Annotated in this window: 23 protein-coding genes, 1 tRNA gene and 1 pseudogene; 4 read left to right on the forward strand and 21 right to left on the reverse strand. The window is 46.3% G+C overall.

From position 1 onward, the window contains the following. Window positions 1-48: 48 nt before the first annotated feature. Both G4D54_10755 and G4D54_10760 read right to left on the reverse strand, forming a co-directional pair. Window positions 49-267, reverse strand: a complete 219-nt coding sequence (locus G4D54_10755) for a DUF5348 domain-containing protein (protein ID QJA02889.1) — start codon at window positions 265-267, stop codon at window positions 49-51. Between the two features lie 19 nt (window positions 268-286). After that, the gene (locus G4D54_10760) at window positions 287-1,162 is read right to left on the reverse strand and encodes a helix-turn-helix domain-containing protein (protein ID QJA02890.1); all 876 of its coding nucleotides are present in this window, start codon (window positions 1,160-1,162) and stop codon (window positions 287-289) included. 413 nt (window positions 1,163-1,575) lie between these two features. On the opposite strand from G4D54_10760, the pseudogene G4D54_10765 reads away from it, so the two are divergent. Beyond that, a pseudogene (locus tag G4D54_10765) lies at window positions 1,576-2,421 on the forward strand (Na/Pi cotransporter family protein). A gap of 243 nt (window positions 2,422-2,664) precedes the next feature. Here the strand turns inward: G4D54_10765 and phoU are convergent. The 5 genes from phoU to G4D54_10790 all read right to left on the reverse strand — a co-directional run bounded on the left by phoU (window position 2,665) and on the right by G4D54_10790 (window position 7,307). After that, the gene (phoU, locus tag G4D54_10770) at window positions 2,665-3,303 is read right to left on the reverse strand and encodes a phosphate signaling complex protein PhoU (GenBank protein QJA02891.1); all 639 of its coding nucleotides are present in this window, start codon (window positions 3,301-3,303) and stop codon (window positions 2,665-2,667) included. 12 nt (window positions 3,304-3,315) lie between these two features. Beyond that, window positions 3,316-4,077, reverse strand: coding sequence for a phosphate ABC transporter ATP-binding protein (locus G4D54_10775; protein QJA02892.1), 762 nt, complete (start codon window positions 4,075-4,077; stop codon window positions 3,316-3,318). Between the two features lie 15 nt (window positions 4,078-4,092). Beyond that, on the reverse strand, window positions 4,093-5,340 hold the full coding sequence (pstA, locus tag G4D54_10780) for a phosphate ABC transporter permease PstA (protein ID QJA02893.1): 1,248 nt from the start codon (window positions 5,338-5,340) through the stop codon (window positions 4,093-4,095). Beyond that, window positions 5,337-6,278, reverse strand: a complete 942-nt coding sequence (pstC, locus tag G4D54_10785; GenBank protein QJA02894.1) for a phosphate ABC transporter permease subunit PstC — start codon at window positions 6,276-6,278, stop codon at window positions 5,337-5,339. Before pstC ends, pstA begins: the two co-directional genes overlap by 4 nt. Before the next feature lie 78 nt (window positions 6,279-6,356). Then, window positions 6,357-7,307, reverse strand: coding sequence for a hypothetical protein (locus G4D54_10790; protein ID QJA02895.1), 951 nt, complete (start codon window positions 7,305-7,307; stop codon window positions 6,357-6,359). Window positions 7,308-7,478: 171 nt separating this feature from the next. On the opposite strand from G4D54_10790, the gene G4D54_10795 reads away from it, so the two are divergent. Both G4D54_10795 and G4D54_10800 read left to right on the forward strand, forming a co-directional pair. After that, window positions 7,479-8,066 (forward strand): hypothetical protein, encoded by a 588-nt coding sequence (locus tag G4D54_10795; protein ID QJA02896.1) that lies wholly within the window; start codon window positions 7,479-7,481, stop codon window positions 8,064-8,066. A 386-nt stretch (window positions 8,067-8,452) separates the two neighbouring features. Beyond that, a complete protein-coding gene (locus G4D54_10800; protein QJA02897.1) occupies window positions 8,453-8,743 on the forward strand; it encodes a hypothetical protein in 291 nt (96 codons plus the stop codon). Between the two features lie 54 nt (window positions 8,744-8,797). On the opposite strand, the gene G4D54_10805 is transcribed toward G4D54_10800, so the two are convergent. Beyond that, complete coding sequence (locus G4D54_10805; GenBank protein ID QJA02898.1) at window positions 8,798-9,286, reverse strand: hypothetical protein; 489 nt, start codon at window positions 9,284-9,286, stop codon at window positions 8,798-8,800. Between the two features lie 397 nt (window positions 9,287-9,683). Then, window positions 9,684-9,758: transfer RNA gene (locus tag G4D54_10810), tRNA-Glu, on the reverse strand. 249 nt (window positions 9,759-10,007) lie between these two features. Here G4D54_10810 and G4D54_10815 point away from each other — a divergent pair. Then, on the forward strand, window positions 10,008-10,388 hold the full coding sequence (locus tag G4D54_10815) for a helix-turn-helix domain-containing protein (protein ID QJA02899.1): 381 nt from the start codon (window positions 10,008-10,010) through the stop codon (window positions 10,386-10,388). Between the two features lie 51 nt (window positions 10,389-10,439). Here G4D54_10815 and G4D54_10820 read toward each other — a convergent pair whose 3' ends face one another. From G4D54_10820 to G4D54_10875, 12 genes are all read right to left on the reverse strand, one after another. Further along, window positions 10,440-11,660 (reverse strand): HAMP domain-containing histidine kinase, encoded by a 1,221-nt coding sequence (locus tag G4D54_10820; GenBank protein ID QJA02900.1) that lies wholly within the window; start codon window positions 11,658-11,660, stop codon window positions 10,440-10,442. Further along, window positions 11,647-12,327 carry a response regulator transcription factor gene (locus tag G4D54_10825; GenBank protein ID QJA02901.1) on the reverse strand — a complete coding sequence of 227 codons (681 nt, stop codon included), beginning with the start codon at window positions 12,325-12,327 and terminating at the stop codon, window positions 11,647-11,649. Before G4D54_10825 ends, G4D54_10820 begins: the two co-directional genes overlap by 14 nt. Continuing rightward, window positions 12,305-13,291 (reverse strand): PhoH family protein, encoded by a 987-nt coding sequence (locus tag G4D54_10830; protein ID QJA02902.1) that lies wholly within the window; start codon window positions 13,289-13,291, stop codon window positions 12,305-12,307. Before G4D54_10830 ends, G4D54_10825 begins: the two co-directional genes overlap by 23 nt. 15 nt (window positions 13,292-13,306) lie before the next feature. Then, entirely contained in the window at window positions 13,307-14,233 is a 927-nt protein-coding gene (locus G4D54_10835) for a sporulation protein (protein QJA02903.1), read from the reverse strand. Continuing rightward, window positions 14,223-14,423 carry a sporulation protein gene (locus G4D54_10840; protein QJA02904.1) on the reverse strand — a complete coding sequence of 67 codons (201 nt, stop codon included), beginning with the start codon at window positions 14,421-14,423 and terminating at the stop codon, window positions 14,223-14,225. Before G4D54_10840 ends, G4D54_10835 begins: the two co-directional genes overlap by 11 nt. A 307-nt stretch (window positions 14,424-14,730) precedes the next feature. After that, complete coding sequence (locus G4D54_10845) at window positions 14,731-15,528, reverse strand: hypothetical protein (GenBank protein QJA02905.1); 798 nt, start codon at window positions 15,526-15,528, stop codon at window positions 14,731-14,733. Then, on the reverse strand, window positions 15,521-16,417 hold the full coding sequence (locus tag G4D54_10850; GenBank protein QJA02906.1) for an ABC transporter ATP-binding protein: 897 nt from the start codon (window positions 16,415-16,417) through the stop codon (window positions 15,521-15,523). Before G4D54_10850 ends, G4D54_10845 begins: the two co-directional genes overlap by 8 nt. Window positions 16,418-16,646: 229 nt before the next feature. Continuing rightward, window positions 16,647-16,826 (reverse strand): 30S ribosomal protein S21, encoded by a 180-nt coding sequence (locus G4D54_10855; GenBank protein ID QJA02907.1) that lies wholly within the window; start codon window positions 16,824-16,826, stop codon window positions 16,647-16,649. 123 nt (window positions 16,827-16,949) lie between these two features. Then, window positions 16,950-18,410 carry a UDP-N-acetylmuramoyl-L-alanyl-D-glutamate--2,6-diaminopimelate ligase gene (locus tag G4D54_10860; protein QJA02908.1) on the reverse strand — a complete coding sequence of 487 codons (1,461 nt, stop codon included), beginning with the start codon at window positions 18,408-18,410 and terminating at the stop codon, window positions 16,950-16,952. Further along, complete coding sequence (gene mtaB / locus G4D54_10865) at window positions 18,388-19,713, reverse strand: tRNA (N(6)-L-threonylcarbamoyladenosine(37)-C(2))-methylthiotransferase MtaB (protein ID QJA02909.1); 1,326 nt, start codon at window positions 19,711-19,713, stop codon at window positions 18,388-18,390. The genes G4D54_10860 and mtaB overlap by 23 nt, the downstream gene beginning before the upstream one ends. 4 nt (window positions 19,714-19,717) lie before the next feature. Beyond that, the gene (locus G4D54_10870; protein ID QJA02910.1) at window positions 19,718-20,503 is read right to left on the reverse strand and encodes an RNA polymerase subunit sigma; all 786 of its coding nucleotides are present in this window, start codon (window positions 20,501-20,503) and stop codon (window positions 19,718-19,720) included. After that, window positions 20,487-21,245 carry a 16S rRNA (uracil(1498)-N(3))-methyltransferase gene (locus tag G4D54_10875; protein QJA02911.1) on the reverse strand — a complete coding sequence of 253 codons (759 nt, stop codon included), beginning with the start codon at window positions 21,243-21,245 and terminating at the stop codon, window positions 20,487-20,489. The genes G4D54_10870 and G4D54_10875 overlap by 17 nt, the downstream gene beginning before the upstream one ends. Between the last annotated feature and the right edge of the window lie 114 nt (window positions 21,246-21,359).

Here is a 21,359-nt window from a genome sequence, read left to right on the forward strand (position 1 = left end):
GTGCCGCTTCGGGGCATAAAAATAAGGCGTACATTTTTCATGCCGCCTTTAGATACGCACCCGCAGCCCGTTCAAATCCGAAGCCCTCACACCGACAAGATACCAGTTGTCCCCGTACTCCATGCGGGTCGGCTTCCATTTGCCGCGTACAAACACTTCAAGGCAATCCCCACAATGCAATCCTCCGTAGTAGTCGTTAAGGTCAAAGCGAATGTCGTAACGGTCTGCCGTTTCATCAAAAATCAAAGCTCCTGTTTTCTGTGTCATATTAAAATCCTCCTGTTTTTTAATAGCCGCCGTACATATCGTGGTTGACAAGGGCGGTGTAATAGCTGTCAATGGTGTTGGGCGCGTTGAAAAGTACCGCTTTCAGATATTGCTTGATGTTACGGATTTTCGTGGTGTTCTCTTTCATGCAGTCAAAGACAAATTCAATGTGGCTGCTGTTCAGCTTCATAAACTTTGCTTTGACAAGCTCTGCCGGATAATCGTCCCCGGCGATACGAATTGTCTTTCGTTTGGTGCAGACAGTTTCAAGGATAAGGGACACAATCTCGTCCAAGCGTTCCCTGTCAATGTTGGTATGCTTGATAAAATGCTCATACTCGATATTGTCCTTGATGATTTCCTCATACACGCTGTATGCGTCTGCCGCTTCCGTTCCTTTCCGTTCCGGCTCTGCCGTTTCTTCCCTCAAAGGAGAGGGGTTAGGGGAAAGGATAGGAATGGAATGGTTACTTGATAAATCCGTATTTGATTTTTCTTTTTTTGGTAAGTCAGTCTTTTGTATATCTTTATTTAATTGCATTGGATTTTCCAACGTAGGTTTTTCCTGCGTAGGATTTTCCAATGTAGGTAAATCCAAGTTAGGCGGCTGCTCATAGATGATGTAATCAGTTCCCCGCAAGCGTCCTTTCTCGTCGCGCTCCCTTGAACGCTGAATATATCCGGCTCTTTCAAGCTCCCGGACAGCTTCGCGGATAGCGTCGATTTTTTCCCGGTTGATATAGGACAGTCCCGCAAGGGTATAGTCCCAATCCTCCGGCAAGGACAGCATTTGCGATAACAGCCCTTTTGCCTTTAGGGAAAGTTCTTTGTTGCGTAAATGGTGGTTGCTCATAACCGTATATCCTGTGTTTCTCTCCACGCGGAAAACTGCCATAGCTTCATCAACTCCTTTGCTGCATATTTGTTACGCGGTAGAACAGCGATTTTAAGGGTTTAGGTATCAATCCCTTACCCTGTGAAAACCGTACCCGCAAAGCCTTGTGTAGCAAGACTCTTTTTGCCCCTACTGCGTAACATGAGGGTAAAAAAATAGCGGCGTTCCTTGTTTCCCGGTTGGGATAAGGTAACGCCGCCAGTGCGGTGCTATATGAAATTGTGTGATTGCCGACGTGCCGCGCCGCCAGTGCGTCGCGTTTGTATTGGGTTGTTTCATGCTCGCAAGATGTTCCGGCATATCAAGGCGCAATCCGTTAAAAGTAGTAAATTGGTAGTAAAATCAATCTGAAATCCTGCGAATGTGCTTGTATTTCAAGGGTTTTTCGGGATAATCAAAATTTTTCTTTATACAAATACAGCATCTCACCGATGATGCAGATTGCCATTGCCCACATTTTGCGAACCATTGTCATATCCATCCTCGCTTATCCTTGTATCAATCTGATGGTCAGTGTCATCAAGAAGATCATACCGGGTGAGGAGGAGCGCATCGAAGTCGATCTGGAGGGTCTGGATCCAAAGCTAGCCGCATCACTTCCTGCCGGAGCCCTTGGCGTATCCAAGCAGGTAACGGTAAAAATGGGAGAGCTTGCTTCCGATTGTATCCGGGCGAGTCAGGAGTATTTCAATAAGAAAAGCGGTAAATACCGGGGTATGTCCAGTCAGTACGAGGATGCTATCAATTCTCTGGATTCCAAGATTACCGAATACCTGATGACGATTGCCCACAACAGTCTGAGCGAGCACGATACAGATGAATTCATCAACAATCTGCAGATTATCAAGAATATCGAACGGGTTGGCGATTTAACGATGAATCTGAATGAATTTTATGAGCTGACCTATGAAGACAAGGGAGCCTTCACAGACGAGGCTGTTGGGGATGTCAATGAAATGTATGAAACCGTTCTGGAAATGAATGAGATTGCATTGAATTATTTCTCTACCCGCGAAGAACATTATATTCAGATGATCAATGATAAAGAGAATTATCTGGACCTGGTGGAAGAAAAAGCCAGACAGCGTCATTTCAAGCGTATGGCCGGAGAGGTCTGCGGAAGCGGTGTTGCTGCCAGTATCTTTGTGGATATTCTCGGTACGCTGGAGCGTATTGGTGACCATATCTGGAATATCGTGAAGGAAGGAAATGAGGAAGCTATGACACTGGACCTTCGTCCAAACGAAACGGATGATTAACATGCAAAAGCCCTGCCGGTGTGCAGAGCTTTTTTTGTGCAGTTGTCGAATCATGGAAACATGGTGAAGATGCTTTTTTGTGAACACAGCACATTGGGTGATGGGACACTTTTTTACCAAAGCGTTTGATCCCTCACCACCCACATTATCCTTTCCAGAAATCACAAAGGGCCGCACCAAAGAACGCAAATGCCTAGCTTGCCCTAAGTTGTTGAAACAGCTTTTTTACGCAAACCGAAGCATCTATCCAAAGTCGTAATGCTGTCCCTTTATCATATAAATGATATGCTCGCAGATATTCTTTGTATGATCCCCTGCCCGCTCAATGTTACGCAGCATGGAGGATATTTCAAAGATGTGCTCCACCAGATAGCTGGAATCATCATGACGGATTTTCTCTTTCAGCTCCTTATACAGAACATTGATTTCCTTATCCTTTTCCGGGATTTCAAAGGCTGTATCGATATCCCGGCTCTCATAACAGGTCATCGTTTCCTGCAGCATGGCGATAAAGCCCTTTTCCATGGCCTGTGCATAATCGAGAATAGAGGCATCCATATCATCGTGCTTGATTAGAAAAATGGAAATGTTTTTTGCATAATCACCGATACGCTCCAGCTCGGAAGCGATTTTGATGTCAGCCACCACCTTGCGAAGATCACTGGCAACCGGGGACAGCAGCGCCAAAGAGCGTACTGCCTGATCGTTGATTTCCTCCTCCAGATGATTGATAATATCATCCGACTGTACGATTTCCAGCTCGATTTCCTTATTAGGGGAATTTAAGGCCTGTACAACCTTTTCATGCATACGGACAACCTTCTGTCCCATTTTCAGCACGTTTTCCTCCATGGTATCCAGCTCTTTATCAATTTTGATCATAGGTTCCTCCTTCTATCCAAATCTTCCTGTAATATAATCCTCGGTACGCTTGTCACATGGCTGCTGGAATATCCTGCTCGTCTTATTGAATTCCACAACCTCACCAAGCAGAAAGAAGGCGGTGTAGTCACTTACACGTGATGCCTGCTGCATGGAATGCGTAACGATAACAATCGTATAATCCTTTTTCAATTCCTCCATCAGATCCTCTATCTTATTCGTCGCAATCGGATCCAAGGCACTGGTCGGCTCATCCATCAGGATTACCTCCGGCTCCATGGCGATTGCACGCGCGATACACAAGCGCTGCTGCTGCCCGCCTGATAAACCGAATGCAGAATCATTCAGCCGATCCTTGACCTCCTCCCACAGGGCCGCTTTCCTTAAGGACTGCTCAACGATGGCATCCAGTGTCTTGCGGTTCTTGATTCCCTGACACTTCGGTCCGTAGGTGATATTGTCATAGATTGACATCGGAAACGGATTCGGCTTTTGAAACACCATCCCCACCTGCGTGCGCAAATCCACAACATTCATTTCAGAGCCATAGGCATCCACCCCATTCAGCTCGATCGTTCCATCGATACGGCAGCCCTCAATCAGATCATTCATGCGGTTCAGGCAGCGCAGAAAGGTAGACTTCCCGCAGCCGCTCGGTCCAATGAGTGCGGTTATTTTATTCTGTTCGATATCCATGCCGATATCCTTCAGGGCATGCTTTTCTCCATAAAACAGATTCAGGTGCTCCACATGGAACACAGGTTCCTTCTTCATATACGAATTCCTCCTCTAATACCAGGATTTATTGAGCTTTTTACTCAGCAGCTTCACACAGATATTTAAAATCAGTACGAACACCAGAATCACAATGGAGATTGCACTGGCCAGTTCAAAATTGGGCTGCTCACTGCTCATGATGTTATAAATATGCACGGCAAGGCTGGTTCCCTGCGACATAAGGGTCGGCGTGTCATTGACATAGGTTCCCATAGTATAGATCAATGCCGCGCTTTCTCCAATCACACGTCCGATGCTCAGCAATACGCCGGTTAAAATTCCCGGGACCGCACAGGGCAGCACAACCTTGAAAATCGTCTGTGACTGATTGGCACCTACAGATAATGATGCATCCCGCAAAGACTGCGGTACAACGATCAGCGCTTCCTCGGTGGAACGGATGATGGTGGGAAGCAGAATGATGGACATGGTGAAGCTGCCCAGCAGGATATTGGTCGTCGTTGCCCCAAACAGCTGCGTAATCGGAAACAGTACAGCAACCCCCATCAAACCGAAGATGATGCTTGGTACGCCCGTCAGCATTTCAATGGCGCTGCGAATCAATGATGTCAGCCTGTTCGGCTTTGCATATTCATGCAGATAAATGGCAGATGCAATTCCCAGTGGAAGTGAAATCAGCAGCGAAATCAATATCAGATACAGGGTGGATATAATCGAGCCGCGAATACCGCCGCCCGGTGTTTTGTAATACACCTTGGTAATGCTTTGTGCGGAGCTGTCCAGTGCCTGTGCCACCTCAGCTGCATTCTGCGACATGATGTTGCCCGCAATCATCGTCGCTCCGCTTTTGGTCCGATAGCCGAGGTTTTCCACCTGAAAGCCAACCTCCGTAGATAGGGAAACATCCTTATCCTTAATGCTTTCATCCTTCATATAATGGAAGGGAGATGCCTCATCAATGTATTCGACCAGAACGATAGCATCGCCGTTTTGATCCTTGGTATCCACAAAGCCGATTCCCCATTTCGAGGAGAAGGACGCTTCCTCACTCAAGGATGACGGCCGTTCAAAGCTGCCGGGATGATTTTTCGTTGTTTCCACACTGGTCAGATAATTCTTAGACCAGTAATTTCCCTTCAGAAGATCAATGCCCAGAGATGAAAAGCCCTTGGAAAAGATGAAGACAAAAATTGCAATCAGCACGAATACACTTAGTCCGCTGGAAAGGTAGGTTACCCCGTTGCACAAGCCATCAAACAACCGGCGCTTCCTTTTCTGATGGGAGGGTGTCTGTATCATTTCATATTCCCCACTTTCTTCTTCATCAGATTCAAGAGCAGATTGGACAGCAGAATGACTGCCATCAGCACCAGACCTGCCGAGAATCGTATGTCATAATCCAGTCCGGTCGTTTCCTTTAAGCCGGCCAGCATGGTTGTTGTCAGTGTCCTTGTCGTATCAAACACATTAACGGTCGGTCCAAACATTTTGTTTCCCGCTACCATGGCAACAGCTGTAGCTTCTCCGAAGGCTCTGCCGATGCCCAATATCGCTCCGGCAAAGATTCCGGATTTGGCACTTGTCAGAATAACCTTGAAATTCGTCTGTGTCCGCGTGGCGCCAAGTGCAAGACTGCCAAGCTCCACTTCTCTGTCTACAGAGCGGATTGCCGTGATTGACAGGGATGTAATTGTTGGAAATATCATAATCGCCAGCAACAGAATCACTGCCAGCAAAGAGCTTCCTCCAGCCGTCACAAAGCCAAGGGAGGATGCAAGCGAGCTGACCAGCACGGTAATCGTACCGGATGCAAATACACCATATACAACAGAAGGTATACTGGCAAGCAGCTCCACTACCGTCGTCATGACCTCTGCGACATGCTTGGGTGCTATTTTTGCAATAAACAATGCCGTCAGTACAGACAGAGGAAAGGAGATCACCAGTGCGCCGAATGCCGAAACCAGCGTATTGATAACAATAAAGCCAACACCATAGATTCCCTGATCCTTACGCCACATCATTCCGGTCAGAAAGGAGACAATATCCTGCTGCCCATAGGAATAGCCGCTCAAAAAGGGAGAAATCCCCTTGACACTGATGAAGATAATGATGATGGCAATCGCACTGGACGACAGCAATGCCGCCAGAAGAAAGATTGCCTTCATCCTTTGATCCTTTTTCAGCTTTTTACGATTTTTCTCTGTACTGATGCTATCTCGTACATAACTTTTCATTCTTCACCAATCCTTATCATCATAAGACAGCCTGGAAATCCAGGCTGTCTTGCAAGTCACGTTTTTAGCTTCTTTTCTTTATTTGATGTCTTCCCATTTCAGCGTTTCACCTGTAAAGATGCTCTTCAGCTGTGCCTGCGTCAAGGATGTAACATCTGTATTTTCCTTATTTACAACTGCGACTACCGCATCGATGCAGTACTGTCCGCTTTCCATAGCTTTGGAAATATCCTCTGAGCCATCCTCCTTGAATGCACGGGAAGCAAAGCCGATATCCCCTTTGTTCGGACCGTCTTTTTCTTTTCCAAGCACTCTTGGTACTGCATCTCCGCTTCCGGACTGATTCATAGTGAATTTGAAGTTTCCTGCCATTGGAGAGAACGCCTCCAGAGAAGCCTTCACCGTTTTTTCTACGGATGTTGAGCCGCAGGTCGTAATGGTGATTGCGGAATTATCCTTCCCTAATACAGCTTCATATTTTTTGGAAAGCTCATCCCAAGGCTTTGCCTTGCTTTCATCAACTTCCCCGCCGTTTTTCTTAACGATCGCCATACCTTCTGTAGAGTTCTGCATGAAGTCCAGGAATGCCTGCACCAGCTGTTCCTTGTCATCACTTCCATAATCACCTGCTGCCCTTGTTACATACATAAACGGGCGCTGCAGCTTGTAGCTTCCATCCAGTACGCTTTCACTGCTCGCTGTGACCCCTTCATACTGCAGAGCGCTGACACCGTTTTTCTCGAAATCGGTGGACAGGGATGTATAGCCGATACCGTTTTTATCGGCTCCTACCTTGGCTGCCATATCGTCATTGCTGGATACCTCGATAGCATTCTTTGTCAGACTTCCTTCAAAGTCCACTCCCTTTTCGAATGCCTCTCTGGTTCCGCTTGATGAATCTCGCGTATATACTTTGATATCACCGCTGACACCTGCTGTTTTTCCTTCATCGCTGGATCCGCAGGCTGCCAGTGAGAATGTCATCAGGCAGGCTACGGTAGCCGTCATAGTTTTTTTCCACATGTTCATTTTTCATATTCCTCCTTGAATACGGTTCTATCATACGACACCTATGTTAACGGATAATGAAGAGATTGTTAAGCAATCGTTAAAATGTAAAAATGTTTTATATCCGGTGCCATCCAAACCGGTAGTATAATGTGCTATACTTATGACAAGAGATAAAAAGGGATGGCGATTATGAATAAATTGTTAAGAGGCTTTATCACAGCTTCGGCAGCCGTTTTTCTTTGCAGCGGCTGCAAGGGGATACCTCCGGAAAACGAGGCCATGAGTAAGGCGTTGCAGGACAGGGATGTAACATACAGTATTGTTGCACTGGATGACAAATGCTTCTATCTAAGCCTGGAGAATCAGGATCTGATATTCGATTATCTTATGGAAACCGACAAAAACAAAGAAGGCGGAAGCTATTATACAATGGAAATCACCACAAAGAAAACGGATGCCATGAGCTTTCAGTGGGTACAGGCAGCTGCCTATCAAAATAACACGCTGAAGAAATTTAAAAACGGAGATTGTGATGTTATGATGGATGATGCCATCCATGCCTTTGATTCTAAGAAAATTTGCACAGGAGCTGCCCTGCAGGAGGCAAGGACCTATGAGGCAGAAGTACGAAAGCGGCTGGCTGCATATGGCATTACACCGCAGGATACCTTCTCCTACGGGCGCAGCTACCTGAAAAACAATCAGGACACAGCACTTGTCAATCTGGATATTATGACCCGCTTCAAAAATATCATGCCCACGAATAGCAGCCGCTAAACAAATACGTAAAAACAGATACTGCCGGAATTACACCTACAGTATCTGTTTTCATTTCATTTCTATGATATTGATTTACCGCCTGCCTTTTCAGATCTTCCGCAATACAGCCTTGAACTGCTGCATCAGCCGTTCACTTCTTCTTTTCCAAGCGGTGATATCCGAAATTTCAATCTCCATCTAACAGCTTCCTATTAAAACGAACATCGAACATCAAAGCCCGAGAATACAACCGCCTGCTTCAGGAGCGCAGCCCTTTTCTGTCATGCAGTATAGTGACTCGTAAAAAAGCGTCAGAATACACTATTCTCCATTTGCATTTTACAGTATATCGCGCTATGATATTAAACAGTTGGCTGTAAGCACAGCAAGATTGGAGTAGAGCTATGACAGTAAAGGAAATTTTTAAGAAAGCAGTGATTGCCGGCGCCGATCCGTTATCCATAACAGAGCTTGGCTTTGCCTATCTTAATGATATCGGCACCTGGAATATCAATATCAATTCACAGAACACCGGCTGCAAGAATAAAACGATCACCGTAGAGCAGCTGCTGGATATCTTCGAGCATCACTGTACCTGCTTTCGCACGCAGAATGAATGCTTTGAGGATAAACGTAAGGAAATGATCCAGCTTTTAAAGGAACACGATCCACAGGCAACCATAGATTTCAATTAAGAGAAGCATTGTTTCATTCACCCCACCGGTTTGAAACAATGCTTTTTATGTATGTTATCCCCGCAATAGCTCAATCAGCAGTGCTTCACTTTCATAGATATCGCTGCGACTGTCACGCAGAAAGGCATTCATCCCCTCTGGTTCGCACATCTCCCACATGACCACTTCAACAAAATGGTTATGCGCCTTTAACAGTCCATCATATGCATCCCACACACTCTTTCTTATGAACGGCTTGTTCAATCTCAATAACGACTGACAATCCGTTAGACGTTCTTTAAGCGTATCGATCATCTGCGAGGTCATCATCATGTCATTATCCAGATAATCATCACAGATTTGATATACCGACCGATACATATCGTAGCGATTCCACAGGTCTTTGAGAAGCTCCCGCTCCTGTATTTGTACATACTCCATCTCTTCAACTGCCTGCCCCTTCCGGCTTACCATCCACTGGTAAAAGGCAAAAAGCATCCCGGCACTACCAATCACCGGAGCAGCTGTTTTGAGAAATCGCCTTGTGCTGTGTGTCAATTCCATACTACTACCTCCTTACGATTTCCCCATTTTTTCTTCCCACCTGTATCTTACTATGTATAGAATGCAAATTTTGTGATATTTTGTCGAACACGCCTTGATATATGAGAAATTTAACAAAATTTGTCATATAGTGTTATCATTTTAGCAATACATATCGCTCAGCTTTATAGTTTACATTTCAACAATTAACAAAGGTATCGCCTTTTTTTATGTCACCCACAAAGAAATCATAGCATATATTTCAGCAATTGCGCGAGAAACTTAACAAATTGCGGATAGTAAGCCTTAAACTTTTAACATGCGGTGTTTTCTTCTCACAATATCCTTATTGCACAGATACAGTATGTTGCTTTCAAATATAAAAAAGACACTGATCACAGTGTCCACGATTTTCATATGGTATCGCGTACGGGATTCGAACCCGTGATACAGCCTTGAGAGGGCTGTGGCTTGACCGCTTGCCGAACGCGACATCTTTGTTTGCTTGACTATTATAGCATTATTCTTTTTCAAACGCAAGAGCAAATTTACATTTCATACAATTTGCTGAAGTGAAAAGTTAAATTCCACTTTCAAAGTAGCCAAGTAGAAAAGACTCTTACACAACAATCTAGTTGAATTTACACTTACAATTGCATTTAGTCTTTCATATATCCTTTTTTATATCTATGATGAAGGTAACCGCTGGTTATTATCATACACATTACAAAGGGTGATGAATATGGCAACGAACAAAAACAAACATCTGACTCAGGACGATCGCAATGTCATCGCGATCGGCATCGTTAATGGTTCTTCTAAAAAAGCTATTGCTGATAATCTAGGCAAAGATAAATCTACGATAGATAAGGAAATCCGTGCTCACCGTTATCTCTCTCATAAATCTACACTTTCTCTAGAATGCGAGAACTATGCTCACTGTAAGTTTGAGAGAAAGAATTGTACTGTCAACTGCCCTGATTATTCTAAGTTCCACTGTAAACGCAGAGATCGTACTCCGGGAGCTTGTAATGGCTGTGAGAAACTGAAAAGCTGCCGCTTTGATAAATACCTCTATAAACCTACGATCGCCTATGAGGAATACCGTAGCGAATTTATATAAAATATAAATTTTTTCAGTAAAGAAATGACATTCACGATCAGCATTGGAAAATCAGTTCTTCAATCTGACCGTAAATGTCGTTCCCTTATCAAATTCACTCTCTACCTTTATTTCCCCATGGTGAGCCTCGACAATGGATTTCACAATGGAAAGTCCCAGTCCTGAGCCGCCGCTGCTTCGGGAGCGATCATCATCCACCCGATAAAAGCGGTCAAATATTTTCTCCAAATCCTCTGCGGTAATACCATGGCCCTCATCCCTTACCTGCAAAACATACCAGGAGCCTTCTTCCCTCGTTTTTAGGGTAATCGTGCCTCGATCGCTGTACTTGATGGCATTCGACAACAGATTCAACACAACCTGACTCATTTTCAAAGGATCGCAGAATACCAGATCATGATTCTGATACTCCTTCACGATGCGCAGTCCCTTTTTCTCCGCCTTTTTCTGCAGTGACTTTACTGCCTTATCGATCACCTGACAAAGATCGGTTTTCTCTCGTTCCAGCAAAACCGTGGACAGGCTGAGACGTGACAGCTGCAGCAAGTCCTTTACCAGAATATCCAGCCGATTGATTTCCTGCTCAATCTGGTCCATGAATTCACGACGTGTTTCCTCATCATCAAAATCCTCGCGGTTGAGTATTTCCACCATACCCTTAATGACGGCAATCGGTGTTTTTAATTCATGCGATGCATCTGCGATAAAGCGCTTCTGCATCTTTTCCCCCTCCAGCGTTTTCGAAATATCCTGAAACAACACCAGACAGCCGCTGTATTTCTTCTTGGCGGTTACCGGTACACTGATGGACTGATACTCCACGCCATTGATATCGATGATTTTGTCCATCGGCTTTTCCAGAATAAAGGCATCCTTGATAAACTCACGCACCGGATGCAGATAAGCATTGCTCATATATGTCATATGCTCAGCGATCAAGCCATCCTCACACAGCTCACTGACATTGTTATGCATGACGATATTACCAAACTGATCAACCAGCAGCATCGGAAACGGTATACTGGTCACGACCGTCAGCAGCTGCTTATTCTTCAAATGCGCATCCTTGGCAGTCGATTTGATTTCCTCCTGCAGCTCGATATTCTCCCGGCGATGCACGTTCAGGTTTTTCTGATCCAGAAACTCCCAGAGCAAAGCAATCGAAACTACCACGAGCAGCAGCAGTACATATTCATTCAAATGATAATTGTACTGCACAACCGCAATGCAGGCCAGAATCAATCCCAGATACCCGTATTTATTGCGTTTCATGCACTTCCTCCAGCAGATAACCGACTCCACGGGATGACCTGATATGTACATGCGACGCATTCAGCTTGTTTCTTAGCTTGAATACATGCACATCCACAATCCGTGTATCTCCGTCATAATCAAAGCCCCAGATATCGTTCAGGATGCTGTCACGGGACAATACGATATCCTTGTTCTGGATAAAATACTCCAGCAGGTCAAATTCCTTCTTTGTCAGCGTCATCATCCGCTCTCCGATATATGCCTCACGCCGCTTCATATCCATGGACAGATCCCCCACACTGAGCCGCTTCTCCTGCTTGCGGTTCTGCCGCTTCAGATGGGCATTCACCCTGGCCAGCAGCTCTCTTGGAGAAAACGGCTTTGTGATATAATCATCCACGCCCTGCTCAAAGGCATACAGGATATCCGTTTCATCATCCCTTGCCGTCAGCATGATAAAGATAGCGTCAATGTGCTCACTGCGCAGTTTTTTCACGATATCGATTCCGCTGACATGAGGCAGCATCCAGTCGATGATCAGCACATCAAAATCCTCTTTCATCGCCAGATCGACAGCCGTTCTACCATCACCGCATTCCACGATATCAAAATCCGCTTTTTTCAAATCATATGCAATGATCTTGCGGATGTTATCTTCGTCTTCAATCAATAAAATCCTTGCCATATCGTTCTTCCTCCTGCTCATATCGTTCAATGATTTTCTGAACCAACGGATTACGAACTACATCGAGGCTGGTTAGCTCCACAAAGGAGATGCCCTCTATCCCGGACAGCAGATGCTTGGCATTCAGCAGGCCGGAATCACGTTTTTTAATCAAATCAATCTGTGTTACATCCCCGGTAATGACGATGCGTGAATGAAATCCCATCCTCGTCAGAAACATCTTCATCTGTGCACGAGTTGTATTCTGCGCCTCATCCAGTATAATGAAGGCATTGTCCAGCGTCCGTCCGCGCATATAAGCAAGCGGCGCGATTTCAATGACTTCCTTTTCCAGCAGCTTCTCCACCTGCTCCTGTCCCAGCGTATCATACAGGGCATCATAGAGTGGGCGCAGATACGGATCCACCTTTTCCTTTAGATCGCCCGGCAGAAAGCCCAGGTTCTCTCCGGCCTCCACGGCGGGTCTGGTCAAAATAATCTTGCGGATTTCTCCCTTTTTCAGCAGATCGGCCGCATACACAACAGCGAGGTAGGTTTTTCCGGTACCGGCCACTCCGGTCGCAAAGACGATTTCACTGTTGCACATGCATTTAAACAGATGCCGCTGTCCGATCGTTTTGGGATAAATCAGCTTCCCGTTGACCGTTTTACCGATCGCCTTCTGATATGTCGTGGAAAGCTCCTGCAGCCGATTCAGCTTGGCCAGACGGCAGGCATATTCAATATCGCGTCCACTCACATCAATATGTGCCTCCATCATATCAAACAGGGCCTTTACCACAGATTCAATGCTGTGAAAGGTAACTGCATCCTCACTGAGAATGCGCAGCTCATTGTCCCGCATGATGATATCACAGGAAAAGGCGTTTCGCAGCAGCTCCAGATGCTTATCCTGTGCTCCGCATAATTTTACGATCCATTCCATCGGGTATTCTTCTAATGCAATACGAAATTGTTCACTCATAGGCGCTCCTTATCGTTATGGTGTGGTGATGTCCTTGATCAGTGTGTAATGAATCACCATCTTTATTTTACCCATATCTGTAGAGAATTGCAAAATATTTTCCTTGTAAATGCGATCGTCCTTGTGAAAGTCCTCGCTCACCTTGCGTCTGGCATCAAACAGCAGCTGAAAATACTGAAAGGCCTTCGGTTCCCTTGTCTTGTCCATCGTCACGGTGATATCCTTCCAGACATAGGCAAAGACACGTCCCTTGACATATACCTCCTGCTTGCCGCCCTTGGAATCCTCCAGCACATTGCTGACCAGCACATCACCCTTATGCACAAATTCATTGACCTTGTGCAGCTTGTTTCCATGCTGTATATCAAAGCGCTCAATCATACCGTCCTCCTGTGCAATCAGCTCCTCATGTCCCAGCTGGGATAAGGAGGCAAATTCCTTTGGCGTATAGGTAATCAGATACCGGCTGCCCTGTTTCTCAATTTCCAGCCAGGCGATATCATTTTCCAGATTCTTTTTCAGCTGTGTCTTCAGCTGTGAGACATCCCTGCTTTTAAAAGGTGGTACAACCTCCATCTTTTTCAGGGTATCCGCAATCAGCTTCCGGCTTTCATCCTTTTCTCCCTTGATTTGTATTTCAAATACCATGGACGAAAGACCGTACCACAGCAGGATAGAAAGCAGAATTGCCGCAATGCGATAGGGCTTTTTCAGGCTGCGCAGTGCATATCCCAGCATACCGGTGGTTGTGATCAGATCACATGTTTCAAAGCAGCGGTAGATTTTCGGGCGCTGCAGAATGGATGCGTAGAACTGAATATAGTTTCGATGTAGAGTAATATCGTATAGTTCCAGCTGATTTTTCTTTGTAATCCATAAAAACTCATCGCAAGAGGCCTGCACTTTCCATTGATCAAGACCGAAACCCTTTCTATTTTTCATATGCGAACGCCAGATTCTGCACACTGCCCTCCAGCAGGATCTCATCCTTTCCCAGTGCCAGCACATGCAGCTGCTCCCCGTCTATCGTGATACGGTAGGATTTCATCGTCACCTGTATTCTCGTTTCGCTCACCAGGGTCAGTTCCCGGTAATGTTCAATCATGACCTGATTCTTATCTATGGAAAGCATACTCTCACCTCTATACAAAATACGTTTGTGCGTGAGGTTTTATGCCTGTGAATGCTATCCTCCTTCGTTTCCATTATAAAGAAAAGATAAACAGGAAATGTTATAATTTTGTTAAAAGTAAATTAAATGTTGTTTTTCACCCGCATGAATGCACTTTCATGTAAAGCTTTCATTATCACGGAGTTCTATTTTATGAACACAAGCTGTTTTGAGAGGGGCTTCTGCTCATGTATAAAGCATGTACAGTGCAGACAAAAAAGAGGCAGTCCTGCACATACAGGAAATGCCTCAAAGCAGCCGCAGACAACTATAAGGAAAGATCTCTTTGCATAAAGCTTCGCCGGGCGATGAGCAGACAGCTGCCAGCGATCAGAAGCAGCACACCCAGACGTGCCCATGCCTGTGCTTCATTGGCAATCAGCCCCTGTGTGTCAAACAGCGTCATAATCGTCGCATACTGCAGCTTTTCAAGATTTCCCTTCATATTGGCGAGCATCTGTATCATGATGAATACAACACCAGTTCCGGCACCTATCAAAGCGGCATGCCGATATTCATTCAAGGCGGAAGAAGCGAGAAAGCTGATGGACGCCAATGCTGTCTGTAGCAGCAGGCATCCCAGATTCAGCCGCAGAAAGGCTGCAATATCCAAATCGCCCGGAAACATGAGTATACTACAAACAATACCCATAAGCGTACAGAAGGCAATTAGAAGAAACAGCGCACTCAGCAGCACAGCCAGCTGAGTCATCCAGACACGGCTTCGCTTTTCACCACAGCTCAGCAGATAGGTCATACTTCCGTTATCCACCTTTTTGACAAGCAGTCGCAGGGAGAGAATAACAGAAAACAAAAACGGGAACATAATCATGATCATGCCATACAGATAGGTTGAGAAGAAATCCACCAGAGTAGCTGCTGTGCCGCTCATGCCAACCGCTGCCATCATTTCCGGCATAAGCTTCTCAAACTGCGCCAGCGCAGAGCCCAGCTCCGGATCAAACATCGTCAGCATAATGCTGAAATACATCGCTAGAATCAAAATGAAAATCAGCAGCAGCTTCCATGCCGATTTCCACTCCATACGAAACAGTGTCTTATTCATGTGCTTCTCCCTTCTCTCCGTAATACTGCAAAAAGATATCCTCCAGACTCTGTGTTGCGACATTGAGATCGCGCAGCTCATAGGCCGGCAGCAGCTGCAGAAGCTCCTTGAGATCCTCCCGGACATATACATGCACACACAGCTCACTCATTTGCTTCATCTGCAGTCGCTCCTGCAAAAAACGCTGTGTCTGCGAGGAATCGGCAAAGGTGAGAATGTATGTCTTCGTTTTATTCTTCTGCAAGATGACGGTATCCTCGATTGCCGCCATATGTCCCTTCCGGATGATGCCGATGCGATCACAGGTTTTTTCCACTTCCTCAAACATATGGGAAGACATCAGGATTGTCTTTCCTCTCTGCTTTTCCTCCTGAATCAGCTCGACAAAGGCATTTTGCATCAGCGGATCCAGTCCGCTGGTCGGCTCATCCAGAATCAGCACCTTGGGATCATGCATAAAAGCCGCTACGATTCCCAGCTTCTGCTTCATTCCCTTGGACATGCGACGTATGGCCCCGGTTGGCCGCAGCTCAAAGCGCTCCAGCAGCTCCTGTGTCCGTCCGCTGTCCTGCATGTTCCGGTAACGTGCCATAAAGCGCAGAAATTCCTCACCGCTCATTTCATTCAGGAGATTGATTTCTCCCGGTATATAGCCAAGCTGTCTGGTAATGGCATCGGATTGCTTCCAGCAGTCCATCCCGAGAATTTTCGCTGAACCCTGTTTTGCCTTCAGGAATCCAAGCAGATGACGGATGGTCGTTGTCTTTCCTGCCCCATTCGGCCCCAGGAAGCCGAAAACCTCTCCCTCAGCGATGGAAAAGGAAATATCGAAGATTCCCCTCCCCTCTCCATAATCGCGGCTGAGACGCTCTATTTCGATGATTTGCATAGTATACCTCCCCATGTTCATGGTGTATCTCATCTTCATGCTGATTATAGCAGATTGACTCGTTTGCACAACCCCCTGCACAGCAGCTTTTTTCAATTTCTTTTTTTACCACGCCAGCTTTTGGCCGGCTCTATACACGCACCACAGACCCTATACAAAGCAGCTCCCTTGGTAAGCCTATTCACCATGCACAAGCGGAAGTATAAAAAAAGAAGCCTATCGGCCTCTTCTATTTTCCACGACGTGCTTTACGCGCAGCTTCTGACTTTAATTTACGACGAACGCCAGGTTTTACGTAAAACTCTCTTTTGCGAGCTTCAGCAAGGGTTCCATTTCTTGATACTTGACGTTTGAATCTACGTAAAGCATCATCAAGAACTTCGTTTTCTTTAAGTACTACTTTCGGCATGATTTACCCTCCCTTCTGATGCAAGCAATATTATTATACTGAAAAACATATGAAAATGCAACATAAATATGTTCATTTTCTATAAATTCATACAGAAAATTTTTTTATACTTATTTTACAACCTTATTTTTCATCATCCTCCAGTCCGAGACTGTATTTGCGGATGCAGTGACGAGCGACATTGTGATCCCCCATCCACGGCTCACGTCCGAACTCCCGATACATGAATACCTCATCCCCCTTGCCGAGAATCAGGACGGTATCCTTCACATTGGCACTCTCGATGGCCTGCCGTATGGCGGCATAACGATCCGCGATGAAAATATTATTCGTATCGCTGATACCGCTTTTGATTTCATTTGCGATTTCCCGCGGATCCTCATCCCGGGGATCATCCTCCGTCAGAATGATGCTGTCGCAATAACGGCTCGCGATTTCGCCGAAGACCCTGCGCTTCTTTGTATCCCGCTTGCCGGCAGAGCCAAACACGGCAATAATGCTGTGTCCGTCCTCTGTGATATCCTTCGCATATTCAAAAACCTTTTCCATACCGTCCGGAGTATGGGCAAAATCGACGATGACATTAAACAGCTGTCCCTCGTCAATACGTTCCATACGCCCTTCAATCTGCCGGATATCATTGAGATAGGGCAGCTGCTGTTCAATCGGAATACCGCTTTCCGCCATGGCGGCCACAGCACCCAGCAGGTTGTATATGTTATACAGGGCAACCAGATTGGTTGAAACCTCATAGCGCTCTGTTCCATGAACCAGGGTAAACCGTGATCCCGTTTTCTCAATCCGGATATTTTCCGCCTGATAGGTCGCGTGATTGTCAATGCCATAGGTAACAACACTGGCCTCGGTAGCATCCGCCAGCTGATCCACATAGGCATCATCCGCATTCAACACAGCAACGCCCTCTTTTTTCAGATTGGTGAACAGCTTTTTCTTCGCTTCGAAGTAATGCTCGATCGTACCGTGAAAATCCAGATGGTCATAGGTCAGGTTACTGAACACAGCGACATCAAAATCCACGCTCTGCACACGTCCCAGCTCCAGACCGTGCGAGCTGACCTCCAAAGCAACCGCCTGCATGCCATGCTCCACCATATCCTTCATCGTTTTATGAATCAGTACAGCATCCGGCGTTGTCAAAGACGGCGGCAGAGTCACCTCTCCATAGCTGATGGATATCGTTCCAATATAGCCACAGGGCGCAAAATGGGAATATACATCCCGAATAATGCTGGTGATGGTGCTCTTCCCGTTTGTTCCGGTAACACCGAACACCTTCATTTTACGGCTTGGATGCCCATAAAACATGGACGCCACCCGATTCAGTGTGCGATTGACATTTTCCACCTGAATATAGGCTACCCCTTTTTTCATATCGTCCACCGGCTTGGAATGCACGATGCATTTTACACCCTTTTCAATGACATCATCAATAAATTCATGCCCGTCATGCACCATGCCCTCCATGCAGAAATACATATCATTCGCCTTGGCGCAGCGGGAATCGATGCACAGCCCTGCAATTTCAATCTCCGGGGCATTTTCAAACATTTGAGACAGCTTCATAAGACTCCTCCTTTAGCGGACAGCCAACCAGCAAATCCCCGTCCAGTGCCGTGATGCGTACGGTATGCATCGTATGCAGCCAGGCAAGCGGAGCCGCTGCTGCGACCTCCAGGTATTCACTGCTGTGTCCGATCAGTTTTCCATCTTTTTCCTTCTCAAAAATGACAGAAACTTCCTTTCCAACGAAATTCTGTTTATAAGCAGTATATAACTGTTTGGAAAGATTCGCAAGTCTTGATGCGCGTTCTTTCTTTATTTTATTTTCCAGATGACCGCTCATCTGCGCAGCCGCTGTATGATCGCGGCGGGAATACGGGAACACATGCAGAAAGCTTAGGCGCATGCGAGCGATATTATCCAGGGTATCCTGAAACTGCTCTTCACTTTCCTGCGGAAACCCGGTAATGACATCGCTGGATATGGAAATATCCGGAATAAGGGAGCGGATATAGTCCACCCGTTCCATAAACCATGCTATCGTATAGGGACGATTCATATTCTTCAATACCGTAGTATTGGCAGACTGCACGGGAATATGCAGATGCCGGGCGATTTTTTCTTCCCCCTTTATAAATTCCAGCAGCTCATCCGTGATTTCATTCATTTCAATCGAGGAGATACGAATTCTTTGCAGCTTGGGAATTTCCTTCACCATGCGCTTCATCAGCTGGCACAGACTGCTGTTGATGCCATTGCCGTAGCGTCCGGTATGGATGCCGCTCAGCACGATTTCCCGATGGCCGCTTTCGCTCAGACTTCGTGCGATGGCAAGTACCTCATCCTCCGGCAACGAGCGCTCCGCTCCGCGTGCAAACGGTATGATACAATAGCTGCAAAACTGATTGCAGCCGTCCTGTATTTTCAAAAAAGCCCGTGTCTGATGCTCGAAGCGATGAATCGGAAGCGCCTCAAACACATTGACCTTGCGGACATCATGAATGAGCTTCTGCGGACGCTTCTTTCGAAGACCCTCCTCAATCATATCCGCCAGTCTGCTTTTTCCATCACTTCCCAGCAGAATATCAATATTGGCATCCTGCTCCAGCTGTTCGCTTGCCGTCTGTGCATAGCAGCCGACAACGGCAATCAGCGCCTCCGGATTCAAAGCGATGGCCGCATGAATTTTCTGACGGGATTTACTGCCGGCCGTATTGGTCACGGCACAGGTGTTGATGATATAGACATCCGCTTTTTCTTTAAAGGATACCTGTTCATAGCCCTTATCCACCAGGGCACTCTCATAGCCCTGTGATTCATATGTATTTACCTTGCAGCCCAGTGTGGCTATTGCAAATGTCGTCATGTCGTCACTCCTTGTCTGCCTTCTTTTCCTGCTTTTTCTTTTGCTTCTCCAGCAGCTTTTCCAGCTTTCTGCCCAATCGTTTTTTGATTAGTGCATGCTCGTTCAAAAACGCAACGAGTGCTTCGTGCTGCTCCTTTAACAGAAGTAGTGCGATTTCCTGCTTCCAGTCCTCCTGCAGCTCCTGCTTCATATCCACGGATACGCTGCGCTTTAATCCGCCTGCATCATACAGATACCAGCGATGCAGGACCGGATGGAAGACGACATAGCCCTCATCCGCCTCCGCCAGCAGCTCACAGCTGGAAAAGCCATACTGAAACGGCTTGGCACCATAGCGCCTGTACTGCACTTCCTTTGCGCACTCCCGGATGAATTTATGATACTGCTTCAAATCCAGCAGCACGATTTCCGTATGATAAAGATGATTAAAGCCCGGCGCAAAGGCAGGCATATAAATCGTTTCACCATCCGCCTCAAAATGCCGGAGCTCTTTCACGAAGCGTTCCACATCCACATTCATCTGTGCCTTACGCTCCAGATAATTCAGATCATACCAGTAATCGAACATTTTTACATAGGTATCAAAAAAAACATCCTCGAACTGCCGTTTTACGAGCAGGGATTCATAGACGATTTCATTCTGTATCACAGCATCATCGCTTTTCTCGTCGTGGGGAATTTGATATTCCTCCAGCAGGTCGCAGATGGTACGGTAATGCTTCCGGATATCCTTTTGATCCAGAAGTGTCTTATCATACACCTTATTCAGCCGATCATATATCGTCTTCATCTTTTTCACCTGCCATATCGTAGTAAAACTCAATGGAATTCAGCAGCGAGATTGCCGCTGTTTCCGCACGCAGTATCCGTCCGCCTAAAGATACGCGGTGAAAGCCGGATGCAGTCAGCGCTTCAACCTCATCCGCCGAAAAGCCGCCCTCACTGCCGACCACCATCAAAACACGCTTTGGGGATGGATGTGCACGCAGCACCTCACACAGGCGCTCGCTTTTACAATCGGCATCCTCATAGGCTATCAGCCGCAGGTCGGCATCGATCTGCGACAGCTGTGAGAATGTGCAGGGCGGCTGCAAACGCACCAGCGTCGATCGCTTGCACTGCTCACAGGCCTCACATAAAATTTTATTCCATCGTACAATTTTCTTTTCCGATTTCTCATCCTTGATTTTTACAACACAGCGGCTGGATACAAACGGAATGATTTCCGCCACCCCCAGCTCTGCACTTTTCTGCAGCAGATAGTCCCATTTCTCCCCCTTGATCATCCCCTGTGCAAGAATCAGCTCTACACTTGTTCGGGAGCGATCACGCACTTCCCTTACCACTCGTGCCGCTGCTTCCTCCTGATGATATTCCACTTCCGCCAGCAGTACGCGGCCGCTGTTGTCGGCAACACGAATCACATCCCCCTGCTGCATACGCATAACGCGGCGGATGTGATGTGTCTGTTCCTTTGTCATCGGTATCAATTCTCCTGGCATCGCCAGTGTATTTACAAAATATTGCTGCATAAAATCACCGCGTTAATCATACATCATTTTCTGTGTTTCTTCAACAAAAAAAACATTTCAGAAACGTAAGCACACATGTGGAAACAGCACAAAAAACGAATCCGACATCCTTTG

Origin of the sequence: [Clostridium] innocuum (assembly GCA_012317185.1) — a bacterium.
GTDB lineage: Bacteria > Bacillota_I > Bacilli_A > Erysipelotrichales > Erysipelotrichaceae > Clostridium_AQ > Clostridium_AQ innocuum.